The 15,443-nt window shown below is 74.1% G+C and carries 13 protein-coding genes and 1 pseudogene; 10 read left to right on the top strand and 4 right to left on the bottom strand.

Annotated elements, in window-relative coordinates:
• Positions 1–182 precede the first annotated feature (182 nt).
• The gene (locus NFU81_RS15960) at positions 183–884 is read left to right on the top strand and encodes a hypothetical protein (protein WP_251490114.1); all 702 of its coding nucleotides are present in this window, start codon (positions 183–185) and stop codon (positions 882–884) included.
• A 55-nt stretch (positions 885–939) separates the two neighbouring features.
• On the top strand, positions 940–1,392 hold the full coding sequence (locus NFU81_RS15955; RefSeq protein ID WP_251490112.1) for a hypothetical protein: 453 nt from the start codon (positions 940–942) through the stop codon (positions 1,390–1,392).
• Positions 1,393–1,395: 3 nt separating this feature from the next.
• Here NFU81_RS15955 and NFU81_RS15950 read toward each other — a convergent pair whose 3' ends face one another.
• On the bottom strand, positions 1,396–2,301 hold the full coding sequence (locus tag NFU81_RS15950) for a LysR family transcriptional regulator (RefSeq protein ID WP_251490111.1): 906 nt from the start codon (positions 2,299–2,301) through the stop codon (positions 1,396–1,398).
• An 88-nt stretch (positions 2,302–2,389) separates the two neighbouring features.
• Between NFU81_RS15950 and NFU81_RS15945 the strand changes: the two genes are divergently transcribed.
• A complete protein-coding gene (locus NFU81_RS15945) occupies positions 2,390–3,217 on the top strand; it encodes an oxidoreductase (protein ID WP_251490110.1) in 828 nt (275 codons plus the stop codon).
• Between the two features lie 108 nt (positions 3,218–3,325).
• Here the strand turns inward: NFU81_RS15945 and NFU81_RS15940 are convergent, their stop codons facing one another.
• Entirely contained in the window at positions 3,326–4,678 is a 1,353-nt protein-coding gene (locus NFU81_RS15940) for a glycoside hydrolase family 18 protein (protein WP_251490109.1), read from the bottom strand.
• 132 nt (positions 4,679–4,810) lie between these two features.
• Here NFU81_RS15940 and NFU81_RS15935 point away from each other — a divergent pair, with 132 nt between their 5' ends.
• The 7 genes from NFU81_RS15935 (at position 4,811) to NFU81_RS15905 (ending at position 13,525) form a co-directional block, all read left to right on the top strand.
• Positions 4,811–5,827 (top strand): DUF4190 domain-containing protein, encoded by a 1,017-nt coding sequence (locus tag NFU81_RS15935; protein ID WP_251490108.1) that lies wholly within the window; start codon positions 4,811–4,813, stop codon positions 5,825–5,827.
• A gap of 111 nt (positions 5,828–5,938) precedes the next feature.
• Positions 5,939–6,691, top strand: a complete 753-nt coding sequence (locus NFU81_RS15930) for a GntR family transcriptional regulator (protein ID WP_251490107.1) — start codon at positions 5,939–5,941, stop codon at positions 6,689–6,691.
• A 101-nt stretch (positions 6,692–6,792) separates the two neighbouring features.
• Complete coding sequence (locus NFU81_RS15925; protein WP_251490106.1) at positions 6,793–7,338, top strand: RpiB/LacA/LacB family sugar-phosphate isomerase; 546 nt, start codon at positions 6,793–6,795, stop codon at positions 7,336–7,338.
• A gap of 4 nt (positions 7,339–7,342) precedes the next feature.
• On the top strand, positions 7,343–7,549 hold the full coding sequence (locus NFU81_RS15920; protein WP_251490104.1) for an SPOR domain-containing protein: 207 nt from the start codon (positions 7,343–7,345) through the stop codon (positions 7,547–7,549).
• Complete coding sequence (locus NFU81_RS15915) at positions 7,546–7,959, top strand: (deoxy)nucleoside triphosphate pyrophosphohydrolase (RefSeq protein ID WP_251490102.1); 414 nt, start codon at positions 7,546–7,548, stop codon at positions 7,957–7,959. Before NFU81_RS15920 ends, NFU81_RS15915 begins: the two co-directional genes overlap by 4 nt.
• Positions 7,960–8,124: 165 nt before the next feature.
• A complete protein-coding gene (locus NFU81_RS15910) occupies positions 8,125–10,707 on the top strand; it encodes a SpoIIE family protein phosphatase (RefSeq protein ID WP_251490100.1) in 2,583 nt (860 codons plus the stop codon).
• Positions 10,708–10,969: 262 nt separating this feature from the next.
• Entirely contained in the window at positions 10,970–13,525 is a 2,556-nt protein-coding gene (locus NFU81_RS15905) for a SpoIIE family protein phosphatase (RefSeq protein WP_251490244.1), read from the top strand.
• An 18-nt stretch (positions 13,526–13,543) separates the two neighbouring features.
• Here the strand turns inward: NFU81_RS15905 and NFU81_RS15900 are convergent.
• Positions 13,544–13,795 (bottom strand): annotated as a pseudogene (locus tag NFU81_RS15900) (PspA/IM30 family protein); the annotation flags it as partial.
• Between the two features lie 156 nt (positions 13,796–13,951).
• Positions 13,952–15,443: TPM domain-containing protein (locus tag NFU81_RS15895; protein ID WP_251490098.1), on the bottom strand; the 1,492-nt coding region annotated here is incomplete at its 5' end.

Raw genomic sequence — 15,443 nt, 5'->3', positions numbered from 1 at the left:
CCCTCGTGCGGCGGTGGGTGGCCCTGCGGCCCGTGCGACCAGCCAATACCGTCAGCCGCGGCAGGTCCAACAGCTTGTGGACGGGCGGCGACAACCGGCGGTTGTCGCCGCCCTCCGGGGGCCGTGGAACCGCGCCCGCAGCCGGCCTCGTCCTCCCGTTCAAAGGGGCTCGGGGGGGCGTCATGCAGATCGTCGAGGTGACCGGATACGCCGTGCGGTCCGCGGTGTTCACGATGCGCCGCAAGGGCTCGCCGCTGGAGTTCGTGGTCTTCCCCATGCTGCACGTGGCCTCGCCGACCTTCTACGCGCAGGTCAGGCGGCGGCTGCGGGACTGCGACCTGATCGTGCTCGAAGGCATCAAGGGCAAGTCCGCGGGAGTCAGCACCCTCACCCTGGCCTACCGTTTCGCGCCCCGCCGGCGGCGCAACGGCCTGGTCGAGCAGGACGATGCGGAACTGCTCCCCGAGGGCGTGCCGGTGCTGTTCCCGGACGTGACCGCGGCCGAGGCGATGGCCGACCTGCGGGCGCTGCCGCGTACGACGTACGCCCTGGTGATGGTCGCGGCGCCGCTGATGGGGCTGGTCTTCGCGATGCGCGGGCCGCGCGCCTTCCTCGACGAGGACCACGTGGTCGAGGACCTGCCGCCGACGTTGCGGGCGGAGATGCTGGCCGACCACGAGGTGGAGCACGCGCTGACCGACCGCAGGGACCGCCGGCTGCTCGAAGCGCTCGGCACGATCCACGCGGAGCGCCGCCACGAGCCGATCAGGGTCGCGGTGGTCTACGGTGCCGGGCACGTTCCGGCGATCGTGCGCGGCCTCGCGGAGGGCTACGGCTATCTGCCGCGCGATGCGGAGTGGCTGACCGTACTCGTCCCGCGGTGATCGGGCCGGGATCATGGAAGGCAGTGCGGAACTGGCGTCAGGGGAGGACGGGTTGGTGACCGAGGAGAGCGACGGCGGGACGGCGGCCGTGCGGTGGGGGCTGATCATCGACGAGATGAGGCCGATGCGCGAGCACCACGAGCCGCGGGTGCTGGAGGAGTTCACCGGCACCCGGCAGGAGGCGCTGGCCCGGCTCGGGCAACTCGTCGACGAGTACGTCGCGTACAACCCGTACGACACCGCCAGGATACGGATCTACCGCACGGCCGACGGATTCCTCCACGTCCGCGACCGCGGCGGCATGTGGTCGCAGGGCATCCGCTTCTGGGTCGGCGAACTGGTCAGCGACACCAACGACGCCAAGGAGGCCGCCGCCGCGGAGAAGAGGGCCGCCAAGGAGGCCAAGGCCGCCGAGCGCAGGGCCAGGCGCGAGCGGCGCCGGATGCCGGTCGAGGACGATATCGAGGAGGACGTCCAGGACGGTGCCGAGGACGTGGGCGGCGGGTGAGCGTCAGGCCCGCGCCGCGCGGGTCTCGCGGCAGGCGGCGGCGTAGGCCCGGGTCAGCGGGTCGGTGGTGCCGCGCGGCCAGGCCAGGGCGAAACGGCTCGGGCTGATGCCGCGCACCGGCCGGGTCGTGACGCCGCCCAGCGTGATCAGCGGGGCGTTGCCCGCCGCGACCACGACCACCCCGAGGCCGGCGACCAGCGCCTCGTACGTCTCCTCTGTGCTCGCGACCTCCGCGCCGACCCTGGCCGGGCGGCCCGCCCTGGCGTCGGTGGCCAGCCAGTAGTCCCGCAGCGGGCCGGCGGCGGCCGGGAGCGCGAGGAAGGGCTCGTCCAGCAGCTCCGCGAAGTCGACACTGTCGCGGGCCGTCAGCCGGTGGCCGTCGGGCAGCGCGACCAGCCGCGGTTCCTCGGCGACGACCAGCAGGTCGTAGCGCTCCTGGTCGGGCAACGGCAGCCACACGTACGCCACATCGCTCGTGCCGTCCGCGAGCCCGGCCGTCGGGTCCTCCCAACTGACCTGCCGCAGCCGGAGGGTCGCCTCCGGGTGGGCGGCGGTGAAGCGCGAGCGGACCGCGGGCAGCAGGCCGCCGCGGCCCGGGCTGGTGCTCATCCCCACCATCAGGGTGCTGCCCTGCGCGGCCTTGGCGCTGCCGACCGCGGACCAGGCCCGGTCCCACTCGGCCAACACCCCCTGCGCGTACGGCAGCAGGGCCGTGCCGACCGCGGTCAGCGCGACGCCCTGCCGGTCCCGGTCGAAGAGCGGGGCGCCCAACTGCCTTTCCAGCGCTCTGATCTGCTTGCTCAGCGCGGGCTGTGAGACGAAGAGCCGCTCCGCGGCCCGGGTGAAGTGCAGCTCCTCGGCGACCGTCACGAAGTAGCGCAGGTCCCGACCGTGAACGTCCATAACCATCGGCTATCACGTTAGGTCTTGGACGGGCAAGCGGTGTCGGCGGCAGGGTTGGTCACGCAAGCGGGAGACACCCCAGGAGGAGCGGACAATGAACAAGGTGTGGCTGGTCACCGGTGCGAACAGCGGTTTCGGGCGGGCGATCACCGAGGCGGCGGTGGCCGCGGGCGATGTGGTGGTCGGTGCCGCCCGCAGGGTCGCAGCCCTCGACGACCTCGTCGCCGCGCACCCCGACCAGGTGGAGGCCCTCGCGCTGGACGTCACCGACACCGCCGCGATCGACGCCGCGGTCGCCGACGTGCTCGCCCGGCACGGCAGGATCGACGTCCTGGTCAACAACGCGGGCCGCAGCCACATCGGGGCCTTCGAGGAGACCGGCGACGCGGAGCTGCGCGAGCTGTTCGACGTTCACGTCTTCGGCCCGGCCGCACTCGTACGGGCCGTGCTGCCGTCGATGCGGGCCCGCAGGTCGGGGGCGATCGTCCAGATGAGCAGCATGGGCGGCCAGATGTCCTTCTCGGGCTTCTCCGCCTACAGCGGCACGAAGTTCGCCCTGGAGGGGATGACGGAGGCGCTGGCGCAGGAGGTGGGGCCGCTCGGCATCAAGACGCTGATCGTGGAGCCCGGCGCCTTCCGCACCTCCCTGCTGGCCAACCTCACCGCGAGCCCCGAGATCGGCGACTACGACGCGACGGTGGGCGGCACGCGGGCGATGGCCGCCGGCAGCGAGGGCAGCCAGCCGGGCGACCCGGACAAGGCCGCCGCGCTCATCCTGGCCGCCGTCGAGGCGGACGACACCCCGCTGCGGCTCCCGCTGGGCGACGACGGCGTCGACGCCGTCCTCGGCCACCTGGACCAGGTCAGGGACGACATCGCGCCCTGGGAGAAGCGGGCGCGGGCGACGCACTTCGACGCGTGACGCACCGCTGGGCGGCGCCCCCGGGGTCCTCCGACCCCGGGGGCGCCGTCCGGTGTCCGGCCGCCTTGCGGGCTGCCGCGGCCCGCGGTCGGCCGGCCCCCGGAGGGGTCAGCCCAGGCCGCGGTGGAGGGTGGAGATGAGTTCGCCGTCGGGCGTGTCACCGTCGAGGGACCAGACCATCGCACCGCCCAGGTGCGCGGCCCGGATGTACGCGGTCTTCGCGGCGAGCACCTGCGGATCGTCGTACGTCCAGAAGTTCGTCCCGTCGTAGAGCCACGCGAAACCGTTCCGGGTGTCGCGGTGCACCGCGTACGCACCGGAGGCGGCCAGCGCCTTGAGGGCGTGGTAGTCCTCGTTGCCCGCCTGCCAGGTGGCCGGCGCGGGTCCCGTGGAGGGCTGGAAGAGGCCGGCCGTGCCGCCGTCGGGGACGCCGGTCCAGCCCTGCCCGTAGAAGGGCACGCCGAGCACGAGCCGGCGCGCGGGGGCTCCGCGGTGCAGCCAGTCCCCGATGGCCTGCGTGTCGCTGAAGTCGTCGGCCACCGGCGAGTTGCGCGGCGCGCGCAGCGCGGACTGCTGGTTGGTGCCGGCCTCGTACGGCCCGTGGAAGTCGTAGCCCTGGACGGTGCCGAAGTCCAGGTACTTGAAGATCTTCCCCACCTCGAACCCGGCGTCGATCTTCGCCGGCGCGGCCGGCAGGAAGGCGCTGAGGTCGTAGTGCTTGCGGGTGTGCCGCCCGTACGCGTCGAGCTGCTTGCGGAACTCCGCCGCCAGTGCGGTGAAGTTCTGCTTGTCCTCGGGCCGGTAGACCGTGTCGACGTCACCGGAGGAGCCGGGCCACTCCCAGTCGATGTCGACGCCGTCGAAGAGGCCGGCCGCCGAGCCGGGGCCGCCCTTGCCGTCGAGCAGCGGGAGGTTGCCCTTGATGAAGATGTCCAGGCAGGAGTCCACAAGTGCCTGCCGGGAGGCGGGGGTTCTGGCCGCGTCGGAGAAGTTCGTGGACCAGCCCCAGCCGCCGATCGAGATCAGCACCTTCAACCCGGGGTTCTTGGCCTTGAGTTCGCGCAGCTGGTTGAAGTTGCCGGCCAGCGGCTGCTCCGCGGTGTCCGCGGTGCCGTCGACGGAGGTCGCAGCGTCGACCGGGTGCTGGTAGTCGGCCCAGGCGTCGCCCTCGCCCGCGACGTTGGCCTCGAAGCACTTGCCGTCGGCGCCGATGTTGGCGAACGCGTAGTTGAGGTGGGTGAGTTTGCCTGCGGTGCCGGAGGTCTGGACGTTCTTCACCTGGTAGTTGCGGGCGTAGATGCCCCACTGGGTGAAGTAGCCGACGCTCTTGTAGGAGGGTTTGGCGGGGGAGTGCCCGCCGTGGGCCTGCGCTGTGCTGCCGCCGGTGACGGCGGGCAGGACGGCGACCAGCGAGAGTGTGGCGGCCGTGGCGGCCATACGGCCGAGAATTCGTCGACGCATGGCGCAGAAAGTATTGGTCTGGACCAATAACGGTCAAGAGGAACGGCGGAACCGTTTCCGCCGTTTCCCCGCATCCGCCCGGTACTTGCCGCCCCTCGCGGCGGGCGTCCCTGTGGACCGTAAACTCCCCGGGTGGACATACCCCCGCCGCCTCCGCCGCCGCCGTCGCCAGACGGTGTGCCGCCGCCTGGCCAGCCGCCGTACCAGGACAACCCGCCGTACCAGCCGCCGTCGTATCCGCAGCCGGCGAACCCGTACGCGCAGCCGCAGCAGCCGGCGAACCCGTACGCCCAGCAGCCGGAGCAGAACCCGTACGCCCAGCAGCCGCAGCCGGAGCAGAACCCCTACGCCGCCCCCGGGCCGTACGGGACGCCGTACCCCGGCGCGCAGCCGCAGCAGCCCGGGTACGGCTACCCGCCGCCTGCCGGCACGGCGATGTACCCGGGGCAGCAGGGCTGGTACGCGCAGGAGCGGACCACCAACGGCATGTCGATCGCCGCGCTGGTGGTCGGCCTGCTGCCCTGCATCCCCTTCCTCGGGCTGATCTTCGGCCTGGTCGGGCTCAAGCAGGTCAAGCGGCGCGGTGAGCGCGGCAAGGGCATGGCGGTCGCCGGGATCACGCTGTCCAGCGTGTGGACGCTGGGCCTCGCCGCGCTCATCGTCCTCGCCGCGACCGGCGTGCTCGACGACGGCAACACCCAGGTCGTGGACCTCAAGGCCGGCCAGTGCTTCAACACGGTCGACGCGAAGCTGTCCGACTTCGGCTCCGACAAGGACACCCGCTCCACCACGGTGGACGTGGTGGACTGCGCCGACGCGCACGACGCCGAGGCCTTCGCGGTCTACGAGATCCAGTCCGGTTCCGACGACCCGTACCCCGGCGTGGACGGCGTCACCCAGGACGCGCAGACCAACTGCGTGAAGTACGGCCGCACCTACCTCGACGGCAAGGTGCCGCCGTCCTCGGACAAGCTCTACTTCTACCTGCCCCCGGCGGCGAACTGGGCGAAGCACGAGCGCTCGGTGATCTGCTTCTTCGGCTCGCCCGACGGCCGGGTGACCGGCACGGTGAAGAGCGGCGGGAGCCCGGCGCAGGACTCCGGCGGCACGGATGAATCCGACGGCAAGGACTCCGGCGTCGGGGTGTGAACGGGGGATGGCGGGGTGTGAGCGGAGTGTGACGCTTGGGGTAGGGCTTGCGGTCGAGTACCCAGGGTTGCGAAGCTGTCGCGGACAGTCAACCCCTTGGGAGGGGCGCCCGTGGCATTCGGTGAGCAGCCTGCGTACCTGCGCGTCGCCGACGATCTGCGCCGCAAGATCCTCGACGGCACGCTCCCCCCGCATGCCCGGCTCCCGTCGCAGGCCAGAATCCGCACCGAGTACGGCGTCTCCGACACCGTCGCGCTCGAAGCGCGCAAGGTGCTGATGGCCGAGGGCTTCGTCGAGGGGCGCTCGGGCTCGGGCACGTACGTCCGCGAGCGCCCGCGGCCCCGCCGGATCGTCCGCAGCGGCTACCGACCGGCGGGGCCGTCCACGCCCTTCCGGCAGGAGCAGGCGGACGAGGGCAGCAAGGGCAGCTGGGAGTCGCGCAGCGTGCAGGACACCGCGACGCTCGACGTCGCCGAGCGGCTGCGGATCGAGCCGGGCGAGCGGGTGATGCGCACCCACTACGTCTTCCGCGCCGAGGGCGAGCCGGCGCTGCTGTCCACCTCGTGGGAGCCGCTGGCGCTCACCGGGCGCACGCCGGTGCTGCTGCCCGAGGAGGGGCCGGTCGGCGGGCAGGGCGTGGTGGCCAGGATGGCGGCCATCGACGTGACGGTGGACCACATGGCCGAGGAGGTCGGCGCCCGGCCGGGACTGGCCGCGGAGACCGCGGCGCTCGGCGGGGTGCCCGGCCACCTGGTGATCGAGATCCGGCGCACGTACTACGCCTCGGGCCTGCCGGTGGAGACCGCCGACGTGATCATTCCCGCGGAGAAGTACCGAGCGGTGTACCACCTGCCCGTACGGTGAGTTGACACCCCGTCGACTTCTGGTCGAACGCCTGGCCTAAACGGTGCCTCTTCGTGTCAATGCGTACCCGCGCTGTGAACCTCGGGCGTAGGGTCGGGCATATGCGCATCGCTGTTTCCTCGGACATGGATGAGCCGATCGCCCGGCAGGCGGTCGAGGAGTTGCGCCGGCGCGGGCATACGGTGCAGGTCTTCGGCGCGCTCCGCGACGGCGACCGTGCCGACTGGGCCTGGAGCGCGGAGGCGGCGGCGCGCGCCGTCGCGTCGGGCGCCGCCGACCAGGCCGTCGTCTGCTGCTGGACGGGGGCCGGCGCGTCGATGGCGGCCAACAAGGTCCCCGGCGTACGCGCGGCGCTCTGCGGCGACGCGTACTCCGCGCGCGGGGCGCGCGTCTGGAGCGACGCGAACGCGCTGGCGCTGAGTCTGCGCCTGCTGTCCGGCGGCCTGCTCGCCGAGATCCTGGACGCGTGGTTCGCGGCCGGCGCCGACCAGGACCGCGACGCCGAGGACCGCGCGAACATCGCGCACCTCGGCGCGATCGAGTCCGCCCCCTCGCCCGAGTCCGCCCCCTCCGCGCAGAATGCTCCCCCCTCCGAGAACGCTCCCGCTGCCGGCGTGTCCGCCGTCAGTGCAAGTGAAAGGGCATGACCTGATGACGTCCGACCTCGTATGGGTCCTCATACGCCAGGACGACGGGGCCAACCGCTACCGCGTGGGCCGTTACGCGACCCGGGCCGAGGCCGAGCGGATCGCCGACCAGCTCGACGGCCGCAGCCGGCAGGTCGGCCAGGAGCAGGGGGGTGCGCCGGAGCGGCGCTACGTCATCGAGCGCGTCGCCCCGCGGCTGGCCCAGGCGTGACGGCCGCACGGCTGGTGGTGGGCGGCGCCGTGCTCTCCGGCGGCCGGCTGCTCGCCGCCCGCCGTACCGCCCCCGCGGCCCTTGCCGGGCGCTGGGAGCTGCCGGGCGGCAAGCTGGAGCCCGGCGAGACCGCGCCGGGCGCACTGGTGCGCGAGCTGCGCGAGGAGCTGGGCGTCGAGGTCGAGCCGCTGGAGCGGGTGCCCGGGCAGTGGCCGGTGGCCGGCGGCGCGCTGGTGCTCCAGGTGTGGACGGCCCGCCTGGTGTCGGGCAGCCCGCTGCCGCTCCAGGACCACGACGAGCTGCGCTGGCTGCGGCAGGGCGAGGTCGACAGCGTCGACTGGCTGCCCCAGGACCGCCCCGCGGTGCACTGGGTGGCTTCCCGGCTCGGCGGGTCCCGCGAAGGGTCCTGAGGGCGCCTGGGGCGGCGTCCGGTCGCCGCCCTGAACGGCGCCTCCTCCGGGCGGCGGCGGTGGGGACGCGGGGAACGGGTGCATAGGGGAATATCGGGTAAGTAGGGATGAATCCCTGTAGGAGGCCGGACGGAACCGGCCCGACCCGGTCCGGGGGTGCGACGCATGAGCGACAGCGGCGACACCCCGCCTGCCGCGCAGCCGCCCGCCGACCACCACCCCCCGCCGGACGAGCCGCGCGAGCAGGACGAGGCGCACGAGCCGCACGGGCAGAACGCCGCAGGCCTGCCCGACGACACCGGCGTCGGGGGGACCGCCGCCGGCACCCTGATGGACACCCTGCGGGTCGCCGTGGTCATGCTCGACACCTCCGGGCGGGTGCTGCTGTGGAGCCCCCTGGCGGAGGAAGTGCTCGGGTGGGCGGGCGAGCACATCGTCGGGCGGCGGGTCGGCGGGCTCTTCGCGCCGGGCGAGCAGCGGAGTGCGGGGCAGCGGCCCGTACCGTCGCCGGCGCACGCCGAGCAGCTCCTCGGGGAGCTGCTGCGCAGCGGGCGCTGGGACGGCATCCTGTCGCTGCTGCACCGCGACGGCCACACCGTGCAGGTCGAGGCGCGGGCGTCGCTGCTGGTGGACGGGGACGGGCGGCCGTTCGTCCTGGCGTCCATGGTGGAGACCAGCCGGCTGCGGACGCTGGAGCACGACCTGGCCGCGCTCGACTCGCTCTTCGACGCCTCCCCGCTGGGCGTGGCGATCTTCGACAAGGAGCTGCGCTACGTCCGCGTCAACGAGGCCCTGGCCAGGATGAACGGCCGCTCCGTCGCCGACCACGTCGGCCACACCGTCGCGGAGGTGCTGGACGTCAGGGACGCCGAGTCGCTGACCGCGCTCCAACAGGACGTGCTGGTCACCGGGCGGCCGGTGATCGACCTGGTCTCGCCCGCGCCCGGCGGCCACGGGCACCGGTCGCTGTCGTACCACCGGCTGGCGGACCGGGCGGGCCGGGTGCTGGGCATCAGCGCGACCGTCATCGACGTGACCGAGCGCGTGGAGGCCGCGTCCAGGGCCGAGCGGGCCAGGCGGCGGCTCGCCCTGCTCAACGACGTCGGCTCGCGGATCGCCGGCCAGCTCGACGTACGCAGAAACGCCGAGGAGCTGGCCGCCTCCCTGGTGCCGACCTTCGGCGACTACTCGGGCGTGGTCCTGCACTCCCAGCTGGCCGAGGGCGGCGAGCTGCCCACCGCCCCGTACAGCGACAGCACGCCGATGCGGCAGACCGGTGTCGGCGCGATCACCTGGAGCCCCGACGTGGTGCGGATGATCAGGCCGGGGCAGGCCATGTCCTTCGACCGCAAGTCGCCCTTCGGCGAGGTGCTGGCCACCGGGCGGCCCAAGCTGCTCGGTTCGCGCGAGGAACTGGTGAACATGACCTCCGCGGACGACCCCAAGACGGGCGCGGCCCTCGCCGTCGGCGTCCAGTCGATGCTGGTGCTGCCGCTGCGCGCGCACGGCGTGGTGCTGGGGCTGCTGGTGGTCAGCCGGGCGGGCGGCCGCGAGGCGTTCGACCAGGAGGACGTGGCGCTCGGCATGGAGCTGGCCGACCGCGCGGGCGCCTCGCTGGACAACGCGCGGCTGTACGTCCGCGAGCGCGAGGGCGCCCTGATGCTCCAGCGCTCCCTGCTGCCGCGCTCCACCCCCGCGGCGCCGGGCGTGGACGTGGCCTACCGCTACGTACCGGGCAGCAGCGTCGCCGAGGTCGGCGGCGACTGGTTCGACGTGCTGCCGCTGGCCGGCGGCCGGGTCGGCTTCGTCGTCGGCGACGTCATGGGCCACGGCCTGCCCGCGGCGGCGACCATGGGCCGGCTGCGGACCGCGGTGCGCACCCTGGCGGGCCTGGACATGGCCCCTGACGAGCTGCTGCGCCGGGTCAGCGAGCTGGGCGACGACCTCGCGCAGAATCAGGCCGAGGGCTGGATGGCCACCGCCGTCTACGCCGTCTACGACCCCTCGACCCGCCGCTGCACCATCGCACAGGCCGGGCACCCGCCACCGGTGCTGGTCGAGCCGGGCGACCGCCCCGGCCGGCAGGCCGCCCGGCTGCTCGACCTGCCTCCCGGGGTGCCGCTGGGGGTGGGCGGCGTCCGCTTCGAGACGACCGAGCTGGACGTGCCCGACGGCACGGTCCTCGTGCTGTACACCGACGGCCTGGTCGAGTCCCGCCGCCACGACATCGGCACCGGCCTGGAGCGCCTGCGCACCACGTTGTGCCGCCCGCTGGACTCGCTGGAGGAGGCCTGCGACGACCTGCTGGCCGCCATGGAGCCCGGGCGCGAGCCCGACGACGTGGCCCTGCTGATGGCCCGGCTCGGTACATTGCCGAGCGGTTCCACCGCGTCCTGGACGTTCCCCGCGGAAGCCAGCGCGGTACGGCTGGCCCGCCGCCGGGTGCGGGACGCGCTCGCCGACTGGGGGCTGCCCGAGCTGACCGACGTGACGGTGCTGCTGGTCAGCGAGCTGGTCACCAACTCGCTGCGCTATGCGCACGGCCCCATCGGGGTGCGGATGGTCTGCGGTACGTCGCTGCTGGTCGAGGTGTCGGACCCGCTGCCCGACCCGCCGCGCGAGCGGGTCGCCACCGCGGAGGACGAGGGCGGCCGCGGGCTGCAGCTGGTGGCCGGCGCGAGCCGCCGCTGGGGGACGAGACACGGGCCGCTGGGCAAGACCGTGTGGTTCGAACTGGCACTCCCGTGACGCGTGAGGCGGGGCCTCCCGTGACCACCGACACACCGCCCCCGTTGTGATCACCGAAATGATTCGCGGGGCGTGTGCCGGGTATTCCGAAGAGACGAGAGCGAAAGGTGCGAGCGAGGTGTTCAGGGGACGGCCCCCGTGCCCCGCGAGCCGAGATGATGCTGTGATCGACAAGACCGTGTGCTGGACGGTCCGCATGCTGAATACTCAGCTCCAACCGGTCCATGTGTGCTGAGCTGGAGGGGTCGGGCGAGTGAGCGACATGCCAGCAGGGGCGGTTCCGCCGGGAGACGACGCGGACGCGGCGGCCGAGACCGCGGTCTGGCAGTCCAGCCCGCCCGGCTCCATCTACGACTACATACGAGTCGCGTCGTTCTCGCTCGGCCCTGACGGACGTATCGAGCAGTGGAGCGAGCGCGCCGCGGAGTTCTTCGGCGTCTCCGCCGACGACGCCGTCGGCCGCGACCCCATCGCCGCGTTCGCCCCGCCGCATGTCCAGGACCGCGGCCACGAACGGCTCGCCGACATCCTCAACGGCCGCGAGTGGACCGGCCTCGTGCCGTACAACGACGCGTCAGGTACCGAGGGCCTGGCCGAGGTGTACGTGATGCCGGCCGACCGCGGCGCCCTGTGCATCGCCGTCGATGTGGCCACGCTGCGCCAGATCGAGACCGACCTGGCCGCCTCCCAGGCGGTCTTCGGGCAGTCCCCGATGGGCTTCGTGCTCTTCGACAACCGGCTTCGGCTGATCCGGGTCAACGACCGCTTCGCCACCGTCTTCGGCCGCCCGGCCGAAGAGCACCGCGGACGCGGCCCGCACGACTTCCTGTCCCGGGTCGAGGCCGACCGGCTGACCGCGGCCCTGCGCCAGGTGCTGGAGACCGGCGACGCGGTGCTCGACATGCCGCTGGTCGGCACCGTGCCGGGCGACCCGGGCCGGCGCCGCTGGTCGATCTCGCTGTACCGCCTGCACAGCTCCTCCGGCCGGCCGATCGGCGTCGCGGGCCTGGCGATGGACGTCACGGGGCGGCAGCGCGCGGAGCGCGAGGCCGCGCACGCCCGGCGCAACCTGGCGCTGCTCAACGAGGCGGGCGCGCGGATCGGTACCTCGCTGGACCTGGAGACCACCGCGCGCGAGCTGCTCGACGTGGCGGTGCCGCACTTCTGCGACCTGGCGTCCGTCGACCTCTACCAGGCACTGCTGTCCGGCGCCGAGGAGCTGTCGGGCACCACCGACGGCAGCGGCGAGCTGCGCAGGGTCGCCTTCGCCAGCTCCGTGTCCGACGCGCCCGTCGCGATGGCCGGTGACGACGACGACGTGTCCGCCGACGCGGGGCCGGTCTCGGTCGGCTCCGTCCACCGCTACCGCTTCAGCTCCGCCAGCGCCCGCGCGCTGCGCACCGCGCAGCCGCAGGTGCTCGACGGCGACGGCGGGCAGGACCTGGGCGGCGCCCTGGTGCAGTCCACGCTGGTGGTGCCCATGGTCGCCCGCGACACGGTGCTCGGCCTGGTGCAGTTCTCCCGCGCCAAGGGCAGCGAGCCCTTCACCGAGCGGGACCGGATGCTGGCCGAGGAACTGGCCGCGCGCGCCGCCATCTTCATCGACAACGCCCGCCTCTACCGCCGCGAGCACGAGCGCGCGCTGATCCTCCAGCGCAGCCTGCTGCCGCCCGACGACCCGGAGGCCGCGGGCCTGGACATCGCCTGCCGCTACCTGCCGGGCAGCATGGAGACCGAGGTCGGCGGGGACTGGTTCGACGTCATCGAACTGCCGGGACACCGCACCGCCCTCGTCGTCGGCGACGTCATGGGCCGCGGCCTGCGCGCCGCCGTCGCGATGGGCGAACTGCGCACCGCCGTGCGCACCCTGGCGATGCTCGACCTGGAGCCGGGCGAGGTGCTCAGCGCCCTGGACGAGGTCGTACGCGGCCTGGGCGCCCCGACCCCCGGCCGCACCCGCAGGACGAAGGAGCGCGGCGACTCCGACCTCACCGAGGTCTACCTCGCCACGTGCGTCTACGTCGTCTACGACGCCGTCACCCGGCGCTGCACGATCGCCAACGCGGGCCACCTGCCGCCGGTCGTCGTGGAGCCCGGCGAGTCGCCGCTGCTGCTGGAACTGCCCAGGGGCGTACCGCTCGGCGTCGGCGGCGAGCCGTTCGAGGAGAGCGAGGTGGAGCTGCCCGAGGGCGCGCTGCTCGCCCTCTACACCGACGGACTCGTCGAGTCGCGCAGCCTCCCGCTGGACGAAGGGCTTGACGCCTTCCGGCGCTCCCTCGACGGCCCGGAGCGGCCGCTGGAGGACATCTGCGACCACGTGCTCGCGACCGTGGACACCGCGCACGGCGAGGACGACATCGCGCTGCTGATGGCCCGTATCCGCGGCCTGCCCGCCGACCAGGTCGGCGACTGGACGCTCAAGCCGCAGCCGACCTCCGTGGCCAAGGGGCGCGAACTGGCCCGCGAGCAGCTGCTCGCCTGGGACCTCGGCGACCTGGTCGACACCACCGAGCTGCTGGTCAGCGAGCTGGTCACCAATGCGCTGCGGCACGGCTACGGCGACATAAGGCTGCGCCTGCTGCTGGACCGCACCCTGGTGTGCGAGGTCTGGGACAGCGCCCTGGTCCAGCCGCGCCGCCGCCGCGCCCGCGACACCGACGAGGGCGGCCGCGGGCTGCAGCTGGTCACGATGCTCAGCGAGAGCTGGGGCAGCAGGCGCACCCACCGGGGCAAGACGGTGTGGTTCGAACTCGCCCTGCCCGGACGGCAGTCCCACGTGGCGACGCCGACGGTGGACGAACTGCTGAGCATGTTCTGACCCGGGGCGAGGGGCGTTTCAGGCCGCTCCGGTCTTGATGCGGGCGAGCCTGGCGTCGATCTCGGCGCCGTCGCCGAGGGCGTCGGGCGACTCGAACTGCGCGTCGAGCGACGAAGCGGCAGGCTCCTCCTTGCCCTTGGCGCGCGCCTCCTCGCGGCGCACCTCGTCCTCGAAGCGGCCCAGCTCGCTGGTGGGGTCGAGCACGTCGACGCTCCTGACGGCGTCCATCATGCGGTTCTGCGCCCGGGCGGACGTGGCGCGGGCGGCCAGCTGCGGGTCCTCCGCCTGGTCGATCAGCGCGTTGGTGTTCGCCTTCGCGAGCTGCGCCACCCGGCGGAGGACGGTCTGCCCGCTGGTCATCGGTCGCTCCCTGGCCGTGGGGGTACGGCGGGGGTCGGGGTGTGTCGCGGGGGTGTGTCGCGGGGGCTAGAAGCGTCCGCCGCCGCCCATGCGGCCGCGGGTCCTGCCGCCGCCGAAGCTGCCGGGGCCGGCGCCCCCGAAACCGCCGCTCCCCAGGCCGCGCCTGCCGCCGAGGCTGCCGATGCCGCCGCGGGCACCGCGTCCGTTGCCGAACAGCTCGCCGAGGATGATCCCGCCGAGCACCGCCCCGCCCATGCCGCCCATGCCCGGGCCGCCGCGGCGGCCGCCGTTGGAGACCCCGACGAAGCCGCCGACGTCCTGCCGGGCCAGCCGCTGGGCCTCGCGTGCCAGCCGGTCGGCGTCCCGGGCGTGCGCGAGGGCGGCGAAGGCGTCGGCGGGGGCCGCGGCCCCCGCCTGCTGGAGCCGGCGCTCGGCCTCCGCCAGCCGGGTACGTGCCTGGCTGCCGATCGCGCCCCGGTGGGTGGTGATCACGTCATGGGCCGCCGCGACCTCGCTGCGGGCCGCCAGCAGCGCCTGGTCGAGCAGCTCGCGGGCACGCCGCTCGCCGACCTCCTGCTCGCGCGCCCCGGCCAGCGCCTCGTCCAGGCCCGCGTCCGCCTCCTCCACCCGCCGCAGCCCCGCGATCGGGTCGTAGCGCCCGCCGGCCAGCTCCGCCCGTACGTCGGCGACCACCGCCTCGGCCCGCGCGATCCGCCCCCGCAGATCGCCGTGGCCCGGTGCGCTCGCGCCCGGTGGGGCGGGGGCGCCGAGGAGGCCGCGGGCCTCCGCGAGGTCGGCGTCGGTCCCGGTCAGGGCGGCCCGCAGGCCGGCGTCGGCGGCGCGGAGCTCCTCGGCGCGGCGGGTGACCGAGTCGGCCAGCGTGGTGGCCTGGCCGAGCGCGCCCTCGGCCGCGCGGACGAAGACCGCGGCGCGGCCGTGGTCGGTGCCGATCGCCGCCCTGGCCTGGTCGAGGCTGGACCGGGCGAACTCCAGCCGGTCGCGGGCCTCTGCGGGGTGCCCGGCGACCGGCTCGACGGCCGAGCCGGCGTAGGCGGCGGACAGCGGCGCGAGCGCCGCCTCGGCGCCCGCGATCCGGCCCGGCAGCGCCGTGGCCTTCGCCTCGGCCTGCTCCAGTACCTGCGGGGCGTTCGCCTCCATCGCCCGCAGCCGGTCGAAGGACTCGGACTCCGCGTCGAGCCGCCGGTCGGCCTGCGTGCAGCGGGACAGGATCTCGTCCAGCATCTGCCGCCGGGTCTCGTCGTCCACGGGGAAGGCGTCGTCGAGCTGCTGCCGCAGCCGGAAGGCCGCGGTCAGCTCGCCCTTGGCATAGTCGACCGCCTCGGTGAACGGCTGGGCCGCCGTCTCGCCGAACTGCGCCGCCGCGAAGCCGACGTCCTCCTGGCTGGTGCGCACCGCGTCGTCCGTGGCCACCAGCAGCTTCCTGGCCTGCGCGTCCAGTTCGGGCAGCGGCGTCTGTCTGGGGGCGTAGCGGCGGGTGCGGCCGCCGGGTCCCGGCGGCGGGCCGGCCGGCGGCGGCGCCCCGCCCGCGGTGGCGGCG

The organism is Actinacidiphila cocklensis (assembly GCF_907177275.1).
GTDB classification, from domain to species: Bacteria; Actinomycetota; Actinomycetes; order Streptomycetales; family Streptomycetaceae; genus Actinacidiphila; species Actinacidiphila cocklensis.
Note: the sequence above shows the minus strand (reverse complement) of the source record. Positions and strands in the feature narration are given on the sequence as shown.

What these genes read in the sequence shown, in the direction of transcription:
- NFU81_RS15925 (WP_251490106.1), top strand. Translation starts at nt 6,793, where the DNA reads ATGCGCATCGCTGTTTCCTCGGACATGGATGAGCCGATCGCCCGGCAG.
- NFU81_RS15960 (WP_251490114.1), top strand. Translation starts at nt 183, where the DNA reads ATGCAGATCGTCGAGGTGACCGGATACGCCGTGCGGTCCGCGGTGTTC.
- NFU81_RS15945 (WP_251490110.1), top strand. Translation starts at nt 2,390, where the DNA reads ATGAACAAGGTGTGGCTGGTCACCGGTGCGAACAGCGGTTTCGGGCGG.
- NFU81_RS15940 (WP_251490109.1), bottom strand. Translation starts at nt 4,678, where the DNA reads ATGCGTCGACGAATTCTCGGCCGTATGGCCGCCACGGCCGCCACACTC.
- NFU81_RS15920 (WP_251490104.1), top strand. Translation starts at nt 7,343, where the DNA reads ATGACGTCCGACCTCGTATGGGTCCTCATACGCCAGGACGACGGGGCC.
- NFU81_RS15905 (WP_251490244.1), top strand. Translation starts at nt 10,970, where the DNA reads ATGCCAGCAGGGGCGGTTCCGCCGGGAGACGACGCGGACGCGGCGGCC.
- NFU81_RS15910 (WP_251490100.1), top strand. Translation starts at nt 8,125, where the DNA reads ATGAGCGACAGCGGCGACACCCCGCCTGCCGCGCAGCCGCCCGCCGAC.
- NFU81_RS15950 (WP_251490111.1), bottom strand. Translation starts at nt 2,301, where the DNA reads ATGGTTATGGACGTTCACGGTCGGGACCTGCGCTACTTCGTGACGGTC.